General features: G+C 45.8%; 14 protein-coding genes, 2 tRNA genes and 2 rRNA genes (1 of these 18 cut by a window edge). 9 read left to right on the forward strand and 9 right to left on the reverse strand.

The window, feature by feature from the left end; translation table 11 throughout:
• The 5 genes from ONT18_RS12370 to ONT18_RS12390 form a co-directional block, all read right to left on the reverse strand.
• A 23S ribosomal RNA gene (locus tag ONT18_RS12370) occupies positions 1 to 176 on the reverse strand; it reaches 2,721 nt to the left of the window's first position.
• A 224-nt stretch (positions 177 to 400) separates the two neighbouring features.
• Positions 401 to 474, reverse strand: a tRNA-Ala gene (locus tag ONT18_RS12375).
• Positions 475 to 493: 19 nt separating this feature from the next.
• Positions 494 to 567: transfer RNA gene (locus tag ONT18_RS12380), tRNA-Ile, on the reverse strand.
• A 132-nt stretch (positions 568 to 699) separates the two neighbouring features.
• A 16S ribosomal RNA gene (locus tag ONT18_RS12385) occupies positions 700 to 2,231 on the reverse strand.
• The 16S and 23S rRNA genes sit together here with 2 tRNA genes alongside, the layout of an rRNA operon.
• A 461-nt stretch (positions 2,232 to 2,692) precedes the next feature.
• Positions 2,693 to 4,888: an alpha-galactosidase gene (locus ONT18_RS12390; protein WP_264905838.1), complete on the reverse strand. Its 2,196-nt coding sequence runs from the start codon at positions 4,886 to 4,888 to the stop codon at positions 2,693 to 2,695.
• Positions 4,889 to 5,215: 327 nt separating this feature from the next.
• Here ONT18_RS12390 and trhA point away from each other — a divergent pair, with 327 nt between their 5' ends.
• The 8 genes from trhA (at position 5,216) to ONT18_RS12430 (ending at position 13,039) form a co-directional block, all read left to right on the forward strand.
• Positions 5,216 to 5,872, forward strand: a complete 657-nt coding sequence (trhA, locus tag ONT18_RS12395; RefSeq protein WP_153081457.1) for a PAQR family membrane homeostasis protein TrhA — start codon at positions 5,216 to 5,218, stop codon at positions 5,870 to 5,872.
• Positions 5,873 to 6,114: 242 nt separating this feature from the next.
• The gene (locus ONT18_RS12400; protein WP_234564726.1) at positions 6,115 to 6,939 is read left to right on the forward strand and encodes an ABC transporter ATP-binding protein; all 825 of its coding nucleotides are present in this window, start codon (positions 6,115 to 6,117) and stop codon (positions 6,937 to 6,939) included.
• A gap of 13 nt (positions 6,940 to 6,952) precedes the next feature.
• The gene (locus ONT18_RS12405; protein ID WP_264905839.1) at positions 6,953 to 7,795 is read left to right on the forward strand and encodes a hypothetical protein; all 843 of its coding nucleotides are present in this window, start codon (positions 6,953 to 6,955) and stop codon (positions 7,793 to 7,795) included.
• 19 nt (positions 7,796 to 7,814) lie between these two features.
• The gene (locus ONT18_RS12410; protein ID WP_117695648.1) at positions 7,815 to 8,186 is read left to right on the forward strand and encodes a GntR family transcriptional regulator; all 372 of its coding nucleotides are present in this window, start codon (positions 7,815 to 7,817) and stop codon (positions 8,184 to 8,186) included.
• Between the two features lie 161 nt (positions 8,187 to 8,347).
• On the forward strand, positions 8,348 to 9,064 hold the full coding sequence (locus ONT18_RS12415) for an ABC transporter ATP-binding protein (RefSeq protein ID WP_006848206.1): 717 nt from the start codon (positions 8,348 to 8,350) through the stop codon (positions 9,062 to 9,064).
• Between the two features lie 86 nt (positions 9,065 to 9,150).
• The gene (locus tag ONT18_RS12420; RefSeq protein ID WP_264905840.1) at positions 9,151 to 10,440 is read left to right on the forward strand and encodes an ABC transporter permease; all 1,290 of its coding nucleotides are present in this window, start codon (positions 9,151 to 9,153) and stop codon (positions 10,438 to 10,440) included.
• A 76-nt stretch (positions 10,441 to 10,516) separates the two neighbouring features.
• A complete protein-coding gene (locus tag ONT18_RS12425) occupies positions 10,517 to 11,764 on the forward strand; it encodes an ABC transporter permease (protein ID WP_118081811.1) in 1,248 nt (415 codons plus the stop codon).
• 156 nt (positions 11,765 to 11,920) lie between these two features.
• A complete protein-coding gene (locus tag ONT18_RS12430) occupies positions 11,921 to 13,039 on the forward strand; it encodes an efflux RND transporter periplasmic adaptor subunit (protein WP_264905841.1) in 1,119 nt (372 codons plus the stop codon).
• A 37-nt stretch (positions 13,040 to 13,076) separates the two neighbouring features.
• Here the strand turns inward: ONT18_RS12430 and nagB are convergent, their stop codons facing one another.
• From nagB to ONT18_RS12445, 3 genes are all read right to left on the reverse strand, one after another.
• Positions 13,077 to 13,868 (reverse strand): glucosamine-6-phosphate deaminase, encoded by a 792-nt coding sequence (gene nagB, locus ONT18_RS12435; protein WP_118152249.1) that lies wholly within the window; start codon positions 13,866 to 13,868, stop codon positions 13,077 to 13,079.
• 85 nt (positions 13,869 to 13,953) lie between these two features.
• On the reverse strand, positions 13,954 to 14,406 hold the full coding sequence (locus ONT18_RS12440) for a DUF6078 family protein (RefSeq protein WP_118190480.1): 453 nt from the start codon (positions 14,404 to 14,406) through the stop codon (positions 13,954 to 13,956).
• A gap of 310 nt (positions 14,407 to 14,716) precedes the next feature.
• Positions 14,717 to 15,982, reverse strand: coding sequence for a VapE domain-containing protein (locus ONT18_RS12445; protein ID WP_264905842.1), 1,266 nt, complete (start codon positions 15,980 to 15,982; stop codon positions 14,717 to 14,719).
• Positions 15,983 to 16,387: 405 nt separating this feature from the next.
• Between ONT18_RS12445 and ONT18_RS12450 the strand changes: the two genes are divergently transcribed.
• Positions 16,388 to 17,770 (forward strand): hypothetical protein, encoded by a 1,383-nt coding sequence (locus ONT18_RS12450; protein WP_264905843.1) that lies wholly within the window; start codon positions 16,388 to 16,390, stop codon positions 17,768 to 17,770.
• 104 nt (positions 17,771 to 17,874) lie between these two features.
• On the opposite strand, the gene ONT18_RS12455 is transcribed toward ONT18_RS12450, so the two are convergent.
• Entirely contained in the window at positions 17,875 to 19,167 is a 1,293-nt protein-coding gene (locus ONT18_RS12455; protein WP_264905844.1) for an ATP-binding protein, read from the reverse strand.
• Between the last annotated feature and the right edge of the window lie 333 nt (positions 19,168 to 19,500).

Below are 19,500 nucleotides of genomic sequence, written 5' to 3' on the forward strand. Positions count from 1 at the left end.
GCGTTAGCTCTCTTACATTGGTAAGAGTAACCGTCCTTCAGACGGCTAGGTTGTCCCATTCGGAAATCTTCGGATCAAGGGTTATTTGCACCTACCCGAAGCTTATCGCAGCTTATCACGTCCTTCATCGCCTCCGTGAGCCTAGGCATCCGCCATACGCCCTTTCTTACTTTCTTTACGACTGTATTTGCTATTCGTTTCCGAACAGCGAATAAGTAGCTCATACTTTCAGCTGTATTCTAACAAAGTGAAATCTCATCTTGCGATTTGATTTACTTTAGTCTGAACTAAAGTTCATTACTTACAGTTTTGCTTGTGTCAATATGTCAAAGATCTTCTCGTGGTGAAGTTTTTATGATTGGCTCCTTGCAGTCGCCTATCCTAAAAATTCCCACTATAGTGGAGAATAACGGATTCGAACCGTTGACCCCCTGCTTGCAAAGCAGGTGCTCTAGCCAACTGAGCTAATCCCCCAAATCGAGAAGTAAAGAAGTAGTCCCAGGCAGATTTGAACTGCCGACCTCCACATTATCAGTGTGGCGCTCTAACCAACTGAGCTATAGGACTGTGTTGGTAAAGAGTAGCATCTCTGCCGAACATTCTCTATCTCTTATTTAATTAAACAGATGGTGCGTACAAGAAGAGAAGCGAACTTTTAAGTCATGTTCCTAAATCTTCATAGGAAATTCGTCTCTCCAGAAAGGAGGTGTTCCAGCCGCACCTTCCGGTACGGCTACCTTGTTACGACTTAGCCCCAATTACCAGTTTCGCCCTAGGCCGCTCCTTACGGTCACGGACTTTAGGCGCCCCCGGCTTTCATGGCTTGACGGGCGGTGTGTACAAGGCCCGGGAACGTATTCACCGCGCCATGGCTGATGCGCGATTACTAGCGAATCCAGCTTCGTGGGGTCGGGTTGCAGACCCCAGTCCGAACTGAGACAGGCTTTAAGGATTTGATCGTACTTGCGTACGACCGTCTCTCTGTACCTGCCATTGTAACACGTGTGTAGCCCCGGACGTAAGGGCCGTGCTGATTTGACGTCATCCCCACCTTCCTCACACCTTACGGTGGCAGTGTCCCCAGAGTGCCCAGCTTCACCTGATGGCAACTAAGGAGAGGGGTTGCGCTCGTTATGGCACTTAAGCCGACACCTCACGGCACGAGCTGACGACAACCATGCAGCACCTTCACAGAGGCCCCGAAGGGCGTCATTGTCTCCAAATCCTTCCTCTGCAATTCAAGCCCGGGTAAGGTTCCTCGCGTATCATCGAATTAAACCACATGTTCCTCCGCTTGTGCGGGCCCCCGTCAATTCCTTTGAGTTTCACCGTTGCCGGCGTACTCCCCAGGTGGGATGCTTAATGCTTTCGCTTGGCCGCTGACCTATTCAGACCAACAGCGGGCATCCATCGTTTACCGTGCGGACTACCAGGGTATCTAATCCTGTTCGATACCCGCACTTTCGAGCTTCAGCGTCAGTTGCGCTCCAGTGAGCTGCCTTCGCAATCGGAGTTCTTCGTGATATCTAAGCATTTCACCGCTACACCACGAATTCCGCCCACTTTGTGCGTACTCAAGGAAACCAGTTCGCGCTGCAGTGCAGACGTTGAGCGTCTACATTTCACAACACGCTTAATCTCCGGCCTACGCTCCCTTTAAACCCAATAAATCCGGATAACGCCCGGACCTTCCGTATTACCGCGGCTGCTGGCACGGAATTAGCCGGTCCTTATTCATAAGGTACATGCAAAAAGTCTCACGAGACTCACTTTATTCCCTTATAAAAGCAGTTTACAACCCATAGGGCCGTCATCCTGCACGCTACTTGGCTGGTTCAGACTCTCGTCCATTGACCAATATTCCTCACTGCTGCCTCCCGTAGGAGTTTGGACCGTGTCTCAGTTCCAATGTGGGGGACCTTCCTCTCAGAACCCCTACTGATCGTCGCCTTGGTGGGCCGTTACCCCGCCAACAAGCTAATCAGACGCATCCCCATCCGTCACCGATAAATCTTTAATCTCTTTCAGATGTCTTCTAGAGATATCATTGGGTATTAGTCTTACTTTCGCAAGGTTATCCCCAAGTGATGGGCAGGTTGGATACGCGTTACTCACCCGTGCGCCGGTCGACGCCCATCAAAAGCAAGCTTTCGATGTCGTTTCCCCTCGACTTGCATGTGTTAAGCCTGTAGCTAGCGTTCATCCTGAGCCAGGATCAAACTCTCCATTGTAAAATATCATTTTTACTTCTTATTCCATTGCTGGAATAATCGGTGTTTGTTGTCTGTACTTAGGACGAATATCCTTTTCGTTTATTGAAGCTTAGTAAACCTGACTTGTCAATTGCTTGACGGTTCGTTTCTTTTACCCAGTTTCTTTATACTCCCTATATAATAAGGTGTAATCCAAAACCGCTTCTTGTACTACTTGTCTGTTTATGTAAAATCTTTCAAAGAACTCTTTCTTTAGTAACTCAGAGAAGTTGTATTTCTCAAAAGCGAGTGCAAAAGTACAAACATTTTCCGAAACCGCCAAATATTTCCAAGAAAAAGTTTAGGAATTAACAGTATTTTAACACTTTCATCTTATTTTGCACTTATTTTGATACCAAACACTTTATTATATACATACACGCGCTCATACCTGCGTGTGGGCACACAAGCATGCGCATATACATAATGGTACCAGAAAACTATTCTGCCTCCAAATAGAGAACACGAGACGACCAGTCGTTCTTCTTACCCCAGTCTACCTCATGAACATACGGCATTTCCAAGCCATGTTCCATAAGATACTTACCAGAGTAAGATTTTCCCTCACAATCAAGAGGCTTGTTATCAATTACATCAAGTTCTTTTACCTTATACATCTTATTCTCATCCAGACCAGCCATCTTAACTCTTGGCAAATGAACATTATAGAAGTTTGCCAATTTCCACCAATAGAAGACAGCCTTGTCTTTTGCTTCACTAACATACATAATAGAAGACAAGCCCTGATTATCGTACGGAGAAACCAAACGATAAAGGTCGCCAAACTGAACAACAGGACGGATCTCTTTGTATTCAGAGATAGCCTTTCGGCAGAGAGCCTTCTCCTCATCCGTCATATTCTTTGGCTGAATTTCCATTCCAAGTCGTCCGCTCATAGCCACATCAATACGATACTTCAAAGAAGTAGTGCGGAATACGGTATGGTTTGGCACAGTAGAGATATGACTTGCCATGGCGATGGCCGGGAAGAAATAGCTGGTTCCATACTGCATATAAATACGCTGCATGGCATCCGTATTATCACTTACCCAAAACTCATCAAAACCACGGAGCATGCCCCAATTGGCACGGCCACCGCCACTTGCGCAACATTGAATCACCACATCCTTATACTTAGCACGAATACGGTCGATAACCTTCGCAAATCCCTGATGATAAGCAATGTAGAGATGACTCTGATCGGCTGCAGACAAGTATTGGCTGCCATGATTCATAATAGCCATATTGGCATCCCACTTGATGTAGGCTATATCTGGATATTTAGTAAGTAAATTGTCTACTACACCGAAAACAAAGTCTTGTACTTTTGGATTTGAGAGATCGAGCACAAGCTGGGTACCGCCACGGCCCAGAACAGCATCTCGCTTAGGAGCCTTGATAACCCAATCAGGATGCTTCTCATAGAGCATACTGGTAGTATTGGTCATTTCCGGTTCGATCCAGATACCAAACTTTACCTGGTTTTTCCTGGCGTCGTTCAGCAAGCCTTCAATGCCATTAGGAAGTTTCTTGGTATCAACTACCCAGTCGCCGAGCGCACAGTTATCTGTAACACGAGGATATTTGGTTCCGAACCATCCATCATCCATTACGAAGAGTTCACCACCCATACTATGGATATCAGCCATCATCTGGTCCATTCCCTTCTGGTTGATGTCGAAATAAACACCTTCCCAAGAGTTGAGCAAGATATCACGCTCCTTATCTCCATGTGCCAAGATATATTTGCGTCCCCATTTATGGAAGTTTCTACTTGCACCGCTCAAGCCCTGTGTTGAATAGGTCAAAGCGAGTGCAGGAGTTTTGAAAGTCTCACCTTTTTTAAGATGATATTCAGAGTTCTGTTCGTTAATACCGGCAAAGAAATAATGATATTCGGTATCATCGGTAACCGTCTTCAGCTTATAGTTTCCGCTATAAACCAAGGCTGCACCAATAACATTACCCGCATTTTCCTGTCCTTTACCATCGAGCGAGAACATGACTTCTGCATGATCGGTATGCGAATTGCGGGTACCATCATTGTTTCGGATTACAAATTCTCCTGGCTGCAGTTTTTCATGACTCAACTGTCCCTCTGCAGCCCAAGTACCGGAAAGATGACTCATCCAGACATCTCCACGACGGATAGGAAGCATAGCCGATGCAAAGGTAGTCAGGGTTACAGTACCCTTTTCACCATTCAGAATCTCGGTCCATGCCTCAATCATATCAACATCATTGTATGCACGATACTTCAAATCTACCTTTATATTATATACAGGATCTTTCAGATGAACGGTCGTAACAGAAGCTTTTTCTTCGTTCTTCACATCACAGCCCGTAGCCACGAGTGCAGTTGAAAGATTGCCATCACTATGACGCATGGCAAGCGCCGCTTCAGCTGGAGTATTCAGTCCGTAAGCCGGATAAGCATCCATGCGGCCATCAGTAGCGACCTTCAGATTCTGCAAATCGTTAGGATTCAACTTAGTACCGAAATAGAGATACTGGGCAGGCTTTCCATTCTCAACATCGAGAATGAGCGACATACCCTTTGTATTTACAGATACTTTTTCTGCCATCGCCGGAAGTGCGACAGTCATCAATATAAGTGCAATTGATTTTAACTTCATATTACCTTTCTAAGTTATTAGTTGCGTTTATAGTTTCAATTTTGTGAGAGATGATTTCTCATTTTCACATCGCAAAATTATAAAAAAATCCAATACATTCCAATACTTTTTTGATTTATTTTTCGAAGAAAGCAGAAAAGGACAAACAATCAGCAAATAAAGCAAAGAAAACACTCCCGAAATCGAAAGAATTCCTAAAAGATAGTCCACTTTAAGAAATTCTTAGTATCTTTGCAATGTTATAGCTGATAACGATTTAGATATAGTGGTTTGCAATCCCAATTTCTCAAAATCAGCAGAATGTGTAACGAAAAGATATATAGAGATATGAAACTAAAGATACATTTCAGTCATAAAGAAGAACTTTGGAACTCATGGTCGCATGCAGGAGGTATCCTGATGGGCATTGTCGTGGGAGCCATCTTCTTATATTGGTGCTTTACGATGCATAACGGATGGGCTACGGCGGGAGTTATCCTCTATCTGTTCGGTATGCTGATGTCTTACATCGCCTCAACGGTTTACCATGCCGTTTCTGCCTGGAGTAAATGGAAGGAGCGACTGCGCAAATGGGACCATGCCGCCATCTACTGGCATATTGCCGGTTCTTACTCGCCAATCACGCTCATTGCGATGCGAGACCAGGGATATTGGGGATGGAGTCTTTTTATCTTTATCTGGGCTTGCGCCATTGCCGGAACCATCATGAGTTTTGCCAGACTCAAGGATCACAGCAACCTGGAGACCATCTGCTTTGTAGGCATGGGATTGTCGGTACTGGTTGCCTTTAAACCTTTGATAGACTCCGTATCCACCGCCACAGTCTGGTGGATTATTGCCGAAGGCGTCTGCTACATTACGGGCGCCGTATTCTACAGTATCAACAAGAAGAAATACATGCATTCCGTGTTCCATTTCTTCGTTTTAGCTGGTAGTATCTGCCACATCATTGCAGTTTGGGACATTCTCATGAAATATATCTAAACGACTCAAGAATAAGGATTAAGGCATCGGGAAGTTTTTGCTTTCCGATGCCTTTACTTTTTTATAATGCTCTATATTACAAGACATTCTTCCATATCATACTCTTCTTCTAATATAATAAGGTGGGATTGTTAACAATACGTTAAAGTTTGAAAATAATTGCCCAAAAGTTTGGAACTTATCGCAGAAAAGCATACCTTTGCAGTGTTCTATTGAAGTAGTACACTAAAACATTAAAGATTATGATACAGATTAAAGACATTGATTTCAGATACCCAGGTAGCAAGCACCTTGTATTTAGAGATTTCTCTTTGGAACTCAAGGAGAACAACATTTATGGCTTGCTTGGTAAGAACGGTACAGGCAAGAGCACCCTGCTCTACCTCATCAGCGGATTGCTCCGCCAGCAACAAGGTACCGTTCTCGTGGATGGCATTTCGGCACAAGATCGCAAAGCCGAGATGCTGAAGGACATCTTCATGGTGCCCGAAGAATTTGAACTGCCCAACGTTTCCCTCGCCACCTACGTGAAGATGAACCAGGGGTTCTATCCTAACTTCTCGCAGGAAGTATTGGACCGTTGCCTCAAGGATTTTGATTTACCACTCTCTCTCAAGTTGAACGAACTCTCGATGGGACAGAAGAAGAAGGTATTCATGAGTTTCGCACTCGCCACGGGTACCCGCTTTCTTCTGATGGACGAGCCAACCAATGGTCTCGACATCCCATCGAAGAGCCAGTTCCGTAAGGTCATCGCCAATAACATGACGGAAGACCGCACCCTCATCATCTCTACTCATCAGGTGCACGATGTAGAGTCGTTGCTCGACCACATCATCATCATGAACCAGAGCCAACTGCTGCTCGACGCATCTATTTCAAACATCTGCGAGAAATACACCTTCGAATATCGCAACCCACAGGAAATGGACGACACCGTGCTCTACGCCGAGCCAACCCTGCAGGGCAATGCCGCCATCTGCAAGCGTCAGGAGGGAAAACAGGAAACACAGATGAACCTGGAGTTGCTCTTCAATGCAGTAATTAATGGAAAATTAAACGATTAAAAATTAGACGATTATGAAAAAGAATTTCGATTTACATAGATTAAGCATGGTACTTCGTTGGGATATTCTCACCAACTGGCAGCGTCATCTTGGAGCTACAGCAGGTCTCACCATCTGCATTTCCATCTATTGTGTATTGCGACTTTTTAGCATGAGATATTGGCTTAACTCAACCGAAGTAGAACTGGCAGGTCATCAATACCAGGTAAGTGTTTGCATGTTCTTTTCTATAATAGCATTCATCGCGTTCTACGTCTTGGCAAGTTGTATATTCAATAACATGAAGACTAAATTGCAAAGAGAGAGTTTCCTGATGCTTCCTGCTTGTAATCTAGAGAAGTTTGTGGCCCGATTACTCATGATGAGTATCGGTGTTTTGGTTCAACTTTTTGCAGCAGTAATCTTGGCCGATGTTATACAGTTCATCTTTAGTTTCATCATCACTCCAGATTTTCATATCAGCATCACCTGGGCTGTGCTCAGCCATATTATTCCCACAATTCACCCTTTCGACAACGACTGGCTGAAATGGATTACCCTCTATTCATTCATACTATTTTCCCATTCTTTCGCAACACTTGGCGGAACATTCTATCGCAAGTTGCCAGTATTGCTAACAGCTTGCACGGGCATTCTTCTTTGTATGATTTTGGGATACATCATCAACAAATTAGGAGAAGCTGGAGTTTTTGATTTCTTCAGTCATATTAACTTCAGCAATGGTTCCACAGCTGACTATTGTATAACAATTACAGCATTCTTTGTTTTCCTGGCTTTGGCTGCCTTCAACTATTGGGCATCCTACAAGCTCTTCACCCGTATGCAGGTTACCTGCAACAAGTGGATCAACATCTAAGAATTAAAATTTGAAGATTATGAATTTCAGTAATGATAAAGCAATATACGTACAGATAGCCGAGCGATTGAGCGATGAGATTCTGGCGGGCAAGTACAAGGAGGACGAGCGAATACCGAGCGTCAGGGAATACGCCGTACTGCTGGAGGTAAATGCCAACACAGCCGTGAAAGCATACGACCTGCTTGCCACCGATGAGATTATCTACAACAAGCGAGGTCTGGGCTACTTTGTTTCCGCAGGAGCCAAGAAGCAGATTAAGAAAACCCGCAAAAAGGAGTTTATGAAAGAAAGACTCCCGGAACTCGCCCGACAAATGCAGCTTCTCGACATCTCCATCGACGAAGTGAAGGAAGAGTTGGAGAAGAATCTCAAAAAGATTAAGATATGATGACACTATTCATCCTCAAATATATATTTATAGCTTCTGCCTTTACCTTATATATAATAAGGTGTATGTAATAACGTTTTAAAAAAAGAGTTACGCTTGCAACTTTCAGAAAGTTGCAAGCGTCTAATGGTTTAAATTGATATCCATAAAACGAAAGTAATATGTCATTAATTCATCTAAAAGACGTCAACAAGACCTACCAGGGTGCTCAGCCACTCCATGTACTGAAGGGCATCGACCTCGACATCGAACGTGGCGAGTTCGTCAGCATCATGGGTGCTTCCGGTTCGGGAAAATCCACCTTATTAAATATATTGGGTATTCTCGACAACTACGATACGGGCGAATACCGACTCAATGATGTGCTCATCAAAGACCTCTCGGAAACCCGTGCTGCCGAATACCGCAACAAGATGATCGGCTTCATCTTCCAGTCGTTCAACCTCATCTCGTTCAAGACGGCGGTGGAAAACGTAGAGCTTCCACTCTTCTACCAAGGCGTGAGCCGCAAGAAGCGCCACGAACTGGCGATGGAATATCTAGAAAAACTGGGCTTGAAGCAATGGGCCAACCATTATCCTAACGAGATGTCGGGAGGACAGAAGCAGCGTGTAGCCATCGCCCGTGCCCTCATCACCAAACCGGAAATCATCCTTGCCGATGAGCCTACCGGAGCCCTCGACTCCAAAACGAGCGTGGAAGTGATGGACCTGCTGAAGGAACTGCACCAGAAAGAGGGAATGACCATCGTGGTGGTAACCCACGAAAGCGGTGTAGCCAACGAGACCGATAAGGTTATCCATATCAAGGACGGACTCATCGGAAGCATCGAAGACAACAGAGACCATCATCTCGTATCGAAAGACTACGTAAAGTAAGTGAAGAACGAAGAGTGAAGAGTGAAGAATCCAATTGTCTTTCTCTGACATCTCTTCGGGGTTATTAATTTTTAAAACAATACACAATGCATATGAATTCTTCACTCTTCACTCTACACTCTTCACTCCTCTCAGAGGTTTGGAGCACGTCGAAGCGCAACAAGCTCCGCACTTCGCTCACGGGATTTGCCGTTGCCTGGGGAATTTTCATGCTGATATTCCTGCTGGGCGCCGGCAACGGACTGATTAATGCCCAGTTGCAGCAAAGCACCCGATTCCTAGCCAACTCCATGCGAGTATTCCCGGGCGAAACCTCCAAGGCTTACAAGGGACTGAAGGAAGGCAGAAGCATCACGCTCAACGACAGGGACATCCTCATCAGCAACAAGACCTATGGTCAGTACGTGGATGATGTGGGTGGAAGACTGGAACAGTATAACGTGAACATCAACTATGGCGATAATTATGTGGCAAGCCAGTCATTGGTGGGTGTGGCTCCTACGCATCCCAAAATCGACAAGACGGAGCTGATTGCCGGACGATTCATCAACGAAATCGATATGAAGGAGCAGCGCAAGAATGTGGTGCTGAGCCGAAGCCAGGCCAAGGAACTCTGCAAAGACTACCGTTCGCTGGTGGGCAAGAACGTAAAGATCAGCAATCTCAACTTCCAGGTGGTGGGAATCTACAAGGATGATGAATCGCGCAATAATACCGAAGCCTTCATCGCCTACTCCACCATAAAGACCATCTACGCCAAGGGCGATGATGCGGGAAGTCTGGAGTTTACCATCAAGAACCTGAAGACCAGGGAGGACAATAAGCAGTTTGAAAAGAACTACCGCGCCAGCATCAACAACAACCATCAGGCAGCACCTGATGACGAGCGAACCATCTGGCTCTGGAACCGATACATGGACAATATCCAGATGAACCAGGGAATCGCCATCATGCAGACGGCACTCTGGATAGTGGGTCTGTTCACCCTGCTGAGCGGAATCGTGGGCGTAAGCAACATCATGCTCATCACCGTGAAGGAGCGAACCCGAGAGTTTGGCGTAAGAAAAGCCATCGGAGCCAAGCCTTGGTCGATACTGAAGCTCATCATCACCGAGAGCATCATCATCACCTCGTTCTTCGGCTACATCGGAATGGTATGTGGCGTAGCGGCAAACGAAATCATGGATGCAACCATCGGCCACACCACCGTAGATACCGGACTGTTTAAAGCCGCTATGTTTGTGAACCCTACGGTGGGCCTCGGCACCTGCATCGGCGCCACCATCACCATCGTCATCGCAGGCACCATCGCCGGACTCATCCCAGCCATCAAGGCTGCAAGAATCCGACCGATAGAGGCGCTGAGAGCGGAGTAATGCAAAATGTTGAATGCTAAGTGTTGAATGTTGAATTCATTCTTGCTTACACCTTATTATATATATAGAATAGGCTATGCGATTAGATTTAGATACATATAAAGAGATTCTCGACACCATCACGAGGAACAAGAGCCGCAGTCTGCTTACGGGCTTCGGCGTGTTCTGGGGCGTGTTTATGCTCATCGCCCTGATGGGTGGCGGACAAGGACTGAAGGAGATGCTGCAAAACAACTTCACAGGCTTTGCCACCAACACCGCTATCATCTGGGCGCAGAACACCACCAAGCCCTACAAGGGATTCAACAAGGGGCGCTCCTGGCAGATGGAAGAGAAAGACCTGGACAGATTGCGCCACCAGGTGCCCGAACTCGATGTCATCACCCCGCTGCTCTTCGGCGGCAACAAGTCGGTGGTATTTGGCGACAAGAAATTCAGCGGCAGCACACAGGGCGTGAATCCCGATTACGCACAGGTTTCTGCGCCACAGATGTTTTACGGCAGATACATCAACGAGATGGATGTGCGCCAGCAGCGCAAGGTTTGCGTCATCGGCAAACAGATTTACAAGAATCTCTTTCCTGGCGGCGGTGATCCGTGCGGCAAGAGCGTAAGAGTAGACTCTACCTATTATATGGTGATAGGCGTAGATTACCGCTCGGGCAACGGCGTGAACTTCGGCGGTCGTGCCGATGAAACCATCACCTTGCCCCAATCGGTTTTGCGCAGCGCTTATAACCGGGGTAAGGCAGTAGACATCATAGCCACCACCGGCAAACCGGGCGTAGTGATGAGCAGCATTGCCCAGCGGATGAGAGAAACCGTAGCAAGAGCCCACAGCATAGACCCTACGGACGAAAAGGGCATTATGGTGTTCAATACAGAAGTTCTCTTCCAGATGCTCGACAACCTGTTCAAGGGCGTCAACTTCCTCATCTGGCTGGTAGGCATCGGTACCCTTCTTGCCGGTGCCATCGGAGTTTCCAATATCATGATGGTAACGGTAAAGGAGCGAACCACCGAGATAGGCATCCGCCGAGCCATCGGAGCCACGCCTAAGATGATACTCTCGCAAATCATCTCCGAGAGTATTCTCCTCACCCTGGTAGCCGGCATGAGCGGCATCCTCTTCGGCGTTGCCATCCTGCAGATGCTAGAAGTAGGAAGTACCACGGATGGCATTCTTACCGCCCACTTCCAGGTAGATTTCTGGACGGCCATCTCTTCAGCCATCCTCATCTGCATTCTCGGCGGCCTAGCCGGACTCGCCCCTGCATGGCGAGCCATGAGTATCAAACCGGTAGATGCAATGAGAGACGAATAGGAGTGAAGAACGAAGAGTGAAGAGTGAAGAATTCACTTGTCCTCTAAATGATAACTCCTGACAAATAATAATATTAACGAAATAAGAATGAAAGACGAAAGTAAAGCAATTGAATTCTTCACTCTTCGTTCTTCACTCTTCACTTAAACTTACGATATGAAAAAGTATTCAAAGTTGATTGTTGCGGCGATTGTCGCCTTGATCTTCATCGGAACCTTCGTGTTCCTTTATGAGAAATCGCAGCCTAAGCCTGTGGAGTATACTGAGTTTACTCCTAAGATGGCTGATGTTTTGAAAACTACCGTCATCACGGGCAAGATTGAGCCTCGCAACGAGGTGAGCGTAAAGCCTCAGATTAGCGGTATCATCACCGAGATTTGCAAAGAAGCGGGTGATTATGTTCAGGCGGGCGAGGTTATCGCCAAGGTAAAGGTGATTCCAGATATGGGACAGCTCAGTTCGGCTCAGGCACGTGTGCGCCTTGCAGAAATCAACCTGAAACAGGCACAGGTGGATTATGGCCGTGAGGAACAGCTCTTCAAGAAACAGCTGGTCAGCGCCGATGAGTTTGATAAGGTAAAGCAGGCGATGAAACAGGCACGCGAGGAGGTTACCGCTGCCGAAGATGCTCTCCAAGTGGTGCGTGATGGTGTAAGCAAGAGCAATGCCAGCGCCTCTTCCACCCTCATCCGTTCTACCATCTCGGGCATTATCCTCGATATTCCGGTCAAGGTGGGTAACTCGGTGATTCTTGCCAACACTTTCAACGATGGTACTACCATCGCCAGTGTAGCCAACATGAACGACCTCATCTTCCGTGGCAATATAGATGAAACCGAAGTGGGAAGTCTCGTTACAGGAATGCCGATGAAGATTACCATCGGAGCCTTGCAGAACCTCAACTTCGAGGCTAACCTGGAATATATCTCTCCTAAGGCTGTAGAAAACAATGGTGCTAACCAGTTTGAGGTAAAGGCAGCCATCCGCTCTACCAAGGGCGGCAAGATCCGTTCTGGTTACAGCGCCAATGCCGAGATTGTACTGGCAAAGGCTACCCATGTACTCACCGTTCCGGAAAGTGCCATCGAGTTTAGCGGCGATTCTACCTTTGTATATATCATAAAAGGTAGCGGCAAGAAGAAGACTTATGAGCGCAAACAGGTAACCACCGGTTTGAGCGATGGAGTAAATATAGAAATCAAGAAGGGTCTGGGTCTCAAAGACAAGGTTCGCGGTCCTCAGGTAATAGCAGAAAATAAGGATGATGACGAATAGTCATCATCCTTATTCTTTTTTATAGGCATCAGATAACTTAGATGTTATCCTTTTCAATATCCTTGAAGTAGCGGTAAGTACCCACCTTCAGTTCATCGCAGGCAATCTCATCACAAACGATGATGCCATGCTGGTGCTGCTGCAGAGCGCTGATGGTCCAAGCCTGGGTAACAGGGCCTTCGATGGCAGCCTGCAGGGCGCGGGCCTTGTTATGACCATTGCAGAGAATCATTACCTCTCGGGCAGCCATCACGGTACCCACACCTACGGTCAGAGCCAGACTAGGTACCTTCTCAGGATCATTATCGAAGAAACGGGAGTTGGCAATCTTTGTATCTGTAGTGAGCGTCTTTACTCGTGTGCGGGAGGTAAGAGAAGAGAATGGCTCGTTGAAAGCGATATGGCCATCAGGACCGATACCACCGATAAAGAGGTCAATGCCACCCGCTTCTTCTATCATCTGCTCATAATGACGGCACTCCTCTTCCAGATTCTCGGCATTACCGTTCAGAATATGAATATTCTCCTTAGGGCAGTCGATATGATTGAAGAGATTGGTAGCCATGAAAGAGTGATAGCTCTCAGGATGAGATTCCGGCAAACCTACATATTCATCCATATTGAAGGTGATGACATGCTTGAACGAAACCTTGCCTTCTTTTACCGCCTTTACCAGGTTGGCATACATGCCCTGAGGTGAAGAACCGGTTGGCAAACCCAGAACAAAAGGACGTTCAGCAGTTGGTTGAAATCTGTTAATTGTTTCAACTACATGATCAGCTGCCCACTTTGACAGCTTCTCATAATCTTTTTCGATAATAACACGCATAATCTATTTCTTATTGTTTAGTTGTAAAATTCAGGAAACAAAAATAATAAAAATCTGTTTCATTACCGCTAAAAGATGGCAAAAATTATATTTTTTTACAGTTTGCGGTATCTACTTCTTCATAGCCCTCCTGCTCTACATATTCATCAAAACCGATGCTGATATCGGCGCCATTCTGCTCGAAGAGACGCAGTAATTTCTGCTGCATATCGGGTGCGATGAGGATGGCGCCGCGCTTCGCCTTGCAATAGGTGCTTTCGCTGATATAGGGCGAAAAGTGCCAGAAATGAGGCGTATTGGCAGAAGGTATCGTGCCGAACATGCGGCGGAATCCGCGTGCCATGCGTATAATCTTCTTCTGAAGACGATAGGCGCAGCCCTGCTCGCTGCAGGCTATACGGTCCGGGTTCAGAATACTGAACACCTTCTCCGACTTACGCAACTTCTGATAACGCTCAAAACGAGCACAAAGGTGATGTACCGGGCACGCCTCCTTGAGACATACCGTATCAATGGAATGGATTGAAATATTGTTCATGTTCTTTATTTTTTTAGTTGGATAAATAATTTTTTCTTCGAAAGATTGAGAGGCTGTTATCAGCAAATAGCCAACTGGCGAGCCACAGACAGCCAACTAGCCGCTATGAGAACAGTGGGCTGTTCTAGTCAGACAGCTATCGGAAAAGCCTGAGAAAGAATTTTAAGAAAGGAACTGCGAAAAACTCTTCACTCTTCACCTAACCCCCGGAAATGCCGATAAACAAAGGGGATTCGAGGGGTGAAGAGTTGTTTCTCACTCTTCACCCACTCTTCACCACTCTTCACCCATCTGCCGCTTAGCTATATTTTCAGATTCTTACAAGCAGATAGGCCTGACCCTTCTTGGTATGCTTCATCTTGCACCCCAGGAGTTTGAGCGACTGGCCTATGCGAATCTTGGTACTCAGATTACTGATCAGCATCGGAAATCTTTCGTGCAGAACCTCGAAAACATCCGAACAGATGAGCCATTCGCCCGTTTCATTATCTTCAGGAACACGGAAGCAGCTCTTCAGCATCGACTCAAAATCATCTACCTTGAAGAAAGGAAGATTGCACTTCTGGATACGGTCCACCTCGGCATTGGTAAACCAGTAAGGCGTCTTCTTATGGCAAAGCTCATACATAACTTGTGCATAGAGCTGGTCATAAATGATGGGTGAACCGTTGTCGATATATTCACCTGCCGGAATGTGCAGACAGACGAATCGGCGGCTACCCGTAGGGTCGCAGAGCGGATGCTCATCATTGGTGGTTGCCAGGAAGGAAGCGTAACGCGGACGGTCATCCTGACACTTGCCGAAGATAGGGCGCCCGTTCACCTTCACCTTCGAAAGCATCTGCTTCAGCTTGCCCTGCTGCGATGGTCCCATATTCGCAAACTCATCTATGTTGACAAAGAGATTATGAGTGAGCGCCATCTCGGAGTCAAACTTATTGGCAAAGTTGATGTGGTCGAGGAAATACTGTCGCAGATGATCCGGCAGCAGGCGATAGGCGAAGGTACTCTTGCCGCAACCCTGCTTGCCGATAAGCACAGGAGTGGTTTCGTTGCCATGAAACATATCCATCTGCAACCAGTGGGCAACAGACGAACGGAGCCAGGTGGCGCACCATCCCAACTGTTCACTTGTAAGCCCCGGAATCCTGCCAAAGAGTTCAGCCACATGGTTCTTACCATCCCATTCAGGCAGGTTTTCGAGATATTCCCTGATAGGGTCAAACTCCGGAACCTCTTCAGAACGTACGAACTCCTCAATATCCTGTCGGGGCGACTTCTTACCTCCTACACCCAACCGTTTGGCGTGACGGACGATGGAATTGAAAGCCTCCGGAGTCAGCACCTTCCAGGTTGAGTCAGAAGATTCCTCCTCTTCCCCACCGGTTTCCGGTTCCTCTTCTACGGGCTCCTCAGTTTCGTCCTCATTCTTTGAGAGAGTGAAATACTCGGTTTTACCACTTAGCACATTTCTACGGAAGAGATAATACTCATCGAGAAAACTCTCAACAAGAGAGAGTGCTGAAATTTCGTTTGTCATCTTATCTGATGACGATAAAGCTGTAACTTTGTTCATATATTAATTTTTTTAGTTAATAATAATCATCTTTTAGCCCTTATATATAATAAGGTGAAGAGTGGTGAAGAGTGGGTGAAGAGTTGTCTCTATCTCTTCACCCCCCGAAACCCCTCTGTTTATGGGCATTTCCGGGCTTCAGGTGAAGAGTGAAGAGTTTCAGCTCATTCATGGCTCAGCATTTCGCCGCTCTTTCGTTTTCGATGGCAAAGTTAATACTTCCCTTCGCCGATTCCAAATTTTCCCCGCCACCTTCCCGCTACTTTTCTGAAATCAGGGAAGAAACAAGGGGGCTACGGGGAAAAGTATGGGGAAAAAAGAGGAAAAACAGATGCATATCCTTGCATAATCCGAAAATAAATCTTACCTTTGTGGCAAAACTTATTTTCTTAAAACAGACTGACAATGAATGAAGATAAAGATGAAATAGAATTCAGCTACGAAGTCTTCGACCGACAGCTCGACAACTTCTGCCGAATGCTCAGCATTCTGGTAGATGCATGGGAAGATTACAGTCCGCAGGAACTGACCTTCGATATCCGTTCGCTCTGCACCAAAGCCACCCGGCTCTGCTATATGGCAGAGAAAGATATGGTGCTGCAGCACAACGACATAGCCAAGCAGCGAAAGGAGCAGAACGAAACCCATGAAGTAAGCATCAGCATCATCGTAATGCAGAAGTTTACACCCCTGATGGCGCATATCATGGAAGACTTGAAAAAGGGAAAACAGATAGAAGGAAAACGGATGAAAGTGGCACCGCTGGATATGACCCGCATCCTGCCGAAACTCAACGATTTTTTTGAAACCGATGAACTGGGCAAAGGAAGTACTATCGATGTAAACGAAGTAACCAAACTCCAGAAAGAACTGTTACGCCAGGTAAAACCCACTCATATCCCCGGCGTAAAACCCGTAGAGCGCCTTTGGAATCTCTTCCAGCTATACAGCATGGCATGTTATCTGATGCTCCACTTCCGCCAGCTGAGCCATTTCACCAACCTCGCCATGAGCGAAGAGCAGACCACCCGCCTCTTCGAAATGTCGCTACAGGAATATCAGGAAGAACCAAAGGGCATCAGCGACATAGACCGATACTTTACAACCCTGGAATATGATAACAACGGAAAGCAACTCTCCGTCAGCCAATTGCTGGAAGTAAGAAAAACGCTAAAAGACGAGGTACCGGAAAATCTGCGCCTCGACTTTATGAAATATATAAGAGACACCCAACTGCTGGGCGCCCAGCTTGCCCACGTCAATTTTACAGCACAAGAATATCTCAAGCTGGTATCAGCCACCGTAAAATGGCACATCATCGAGCAGGAAATCTACGATTTGGAACATCCCGAAGGCATTCCGGAAACCCTTCCCAACGAGGTTTTCTACAAAGTAAAAGACGGCAAATACATCGACATGCAGAATCTGAAGGCTCAGATAGCCAATATGTTGAAATTTGTTACCCGCAAGAACCATTGGTTCTGCGTATGGTGTGTATTGAATCACAACTGCATGCTTCAGGACAACCAGAACTTCGAAGCCTTTGCCACCCAGATGATGACTCCCGAATGGTTTGGCGACATCGACGATTATCTCCATTTCTCAGGCGACAATCTGCGCGACTACCGCCGTTATTTCTCAGAGATAGATTATCCGCAATGGGAGGAAAAGAAGTTTAAGGAAATCAAGGACCTTTACAACATGACGAAATGGTCAGACAAGCTCCTCAGCAAATTCCAGCATCTCTGCATCACGATGAATGGTGTGTTTGATAAGAAAAGCCTCTGATTCAGGCTTGTTTTATGCATAAAAAACAGCTTTTAAATACCTGATTTACAAAATAATATTAAAAGTTCACAAGTTTGTGGTCCACAACCTTGTGAACTTTATTTTTATCCGAATATTGCAGATACGGAATATAATGGATAATTGGCAAGCCAATCCTGCTCTCTATAAGGTGACATGGATAGGCGCATACCTTTCAATCCCTGATTGCGCTCTACAAACACCCTCAAACTCTTAGCCTGCAAATTCTCCTCAGCCTTTACTTCTATCGGAATGATTTTTTCTTCATCCTGCACTAGAAAATCTATTTCACCACGTGAATTTTCTGCCGACCAATAATAGATAGACAAGGAAGATTTCTCCTTAAGCTGCTGCAGGACATACTGCTCTGTCAGCGCCCCCTTAAAATCTGAAAACAGCACATTTCCTTCCAGCAAGCTTTGGGCAGGAATATTGCTCATGGCTCCCATCAGTCCCACATCAGACAGGAATAACTTGAAAGCAGAAAAATCCTCGTATGCAGCCAATGGCAACAGGGCTTTCTTACAACGGTTTACCTTATAGATCAACCCTGCATCTTTCAGCCATTCGATAGCGAGCTCAAAATCCTTTGCTCTGGCTCCTTCCTTCACGGCACCATAGATGAATTTCTTGTTTTCCTTGGCGAGCTGGGATGGGATGGATTTCCATACCATTCGGATACGTGGAACTTCTATGGCCGGAGCATGTTTGGAAAAATCACGCTCATACGCTTCAAGGATTCCTTTTTGAATGCTTCTGACTTCAGACAGATTTCCCTCGCTGGCAAAAGACTGTACTACAGCCGGCATTCCCCCGACCAGATAATACTGTCGCAGGCATTCCTCAAATTTATTCCGGAACATGGTTATCATATTCCAATCCTTTGACATCAGCAGTTCTACCATACGGCTTTCACCGATTGCATCTAGAAATTCAAAGAATGTGAGGGGATATAAATGCATGAAATCTACCTTACCTACAGGAAAAGAGTCATTCTGATGCATCGCAATTCCGAGCAATGAACCTGCAGCTACGACATGATATTGAGGTGCTTTTTCTGCAAAATACTTTAATGCGGTGATACCCCTGGGTGCTTCTTGTATCTCATCAAGGATAATAAGCGTATTTTCATCAATAGAAACTCCTGTACTCCATTGTATGCTATTGATAATACGGGGAATATCAAAGTCATGTGCAAAAACTTCCCGGAGCATTTCATTGTCTTCGAAGTTTACATACGCACTACGGGTATAGGCCTCTTTGGCAAATTCCTTCATCAGCCAGGTTTTGCCAACCTGGCGGGCTCCAAGCATAATCAACGGCTTTCGGTCGTTGCTTGCTTTCCATTGATATAGGTATTTGATGGCATTTCTCTTCATAACTATCTGATTATTTGATATTTCTGAATGCAAAGATACATTTTTTATTTCAAAGAGCACAAAAAGTCGTCCTTAAAAATGTATAAAACTACAAAAAGTCGTCCTTAAAAGTGTAGAAAGTCACAAAAAGTCGTCCTTAAAAGTGTATTTGCATCATACATCTACCAAAATCAACGTGTCTTATACGTGAAAAAGTTGTCACCTTTAGGATGGTTAAACTAAATATGTTACTATCTATTTTTCTTATCACTAAATGAGTTACGCATTTTTAATTTTATCACTATATGGGTTGTCAGCGAATCCCCATTATACCTAACTAGGTTACTCTTTTTA

It is taken from the genome of Segatella copri (genome assembly GCF_026015295.1).
Classification (GTDB): Bacteria; Bacteroidota; Bacteroidia; order Bacteroidales; family Bacteroidaceae; genus Prevotella; species Prevotella copri_C.

Bases quoted from the DNA above. Each gene is read 5' to 3' on its own strand.
- ONT18_RS12390 (WP_264905838.1), bottom strand. From the start codon at position 4,888: ATGAAGTTAAAATCAATTGCACTTATATTGATGACTGTCGCACTTCCG.
- trhA (WP_153081457.1), top strand. From the start codon at position 5,216: ATGAAACTAAAGATACATTTCAGTCATAAAGAAGAACTTTGGAACTCA.
- ONT18_RS12400 (WP_234564726.1), top strand. From the start codon at position 6,115: ATGATACAGATTAAAGACATTGATTTCAGATACCCAGGTAGCAAGCAC.
- ONT18_RS12405 (WP_264905839.1), top strand. From the start codon at position 6,953: ATGAAAAAGAATTTCGATTTACATAGATTAAGCATGGTACTTCGTTGG.
- ONT18_RS12410 (WP_117695648.1), top strand. From the start codon at position 7,815: ATGAATTTCAGTAATGATAAAGCAATATACGTACAGATAGCCGAGCGA.
- ONT18_RS12415 (WP_006848206.1), top strand. From the start codon at position 8,348: ATGTCATTAATTCATCTAAAAGACGTCAACAAGACCTACCAGGGTGCT.
- ONT18_RS12420 (WP_264905840.1), top strand. From the start codon at position 9,151: ATGCATATGAATTCTTCACTCTTCACTCTACACTCTTCACTCCTCTCA.
- ONT18_RS12425 (WP_118081811.1), top strand. From the start codon at position 10,517: ATGCGATTAGATTTAGATACATATAAAGAGATTCTCGACACCATCACG.
- ONT18_RS12430 (WP_264905841.1), top strand. From the start codon at position 11,921: ATGAAAAAGTATTCAAAGTTGATTGTTGCGGCGATTGTCGCCTTGATC.
- nagB (WP_118152249.1), bottom strand. From the start codon at position 13,868: ATGCGTGTTATTATCGAAAAAGATTATGAGAAGCTGTCAAAGTGGGCA.
- ONT18_RS12440 (WP_118190480.1), bottom strand. From the start codon at position 14,406: ATGAACAATATTTCAATCCATTCCATTGATACGGTATGTCTCAAGGAG.
- ONT18_RS12445 (WP_264905842.1), bottom strand. From the start codon at position 15,982: ATGAACAAAGTTACAGCTTTATCGTCATCAGATAAGATGACAAACGAA.
- ONT18_RS12450 (WP_264905843.1), top strand. From the start codon at position 16,388: ATGAATGAAGATAAAGATGAAATAGAATTCAGCTACGAAGTCTTCGAC.
- ONT18_RS12455 (WP_264905844.1), bottom strand. From the start codon at position 19,167: ATGAAGAGAAATGCCATCAAATACCTATATCAATGGAAAGCAAGCAAC.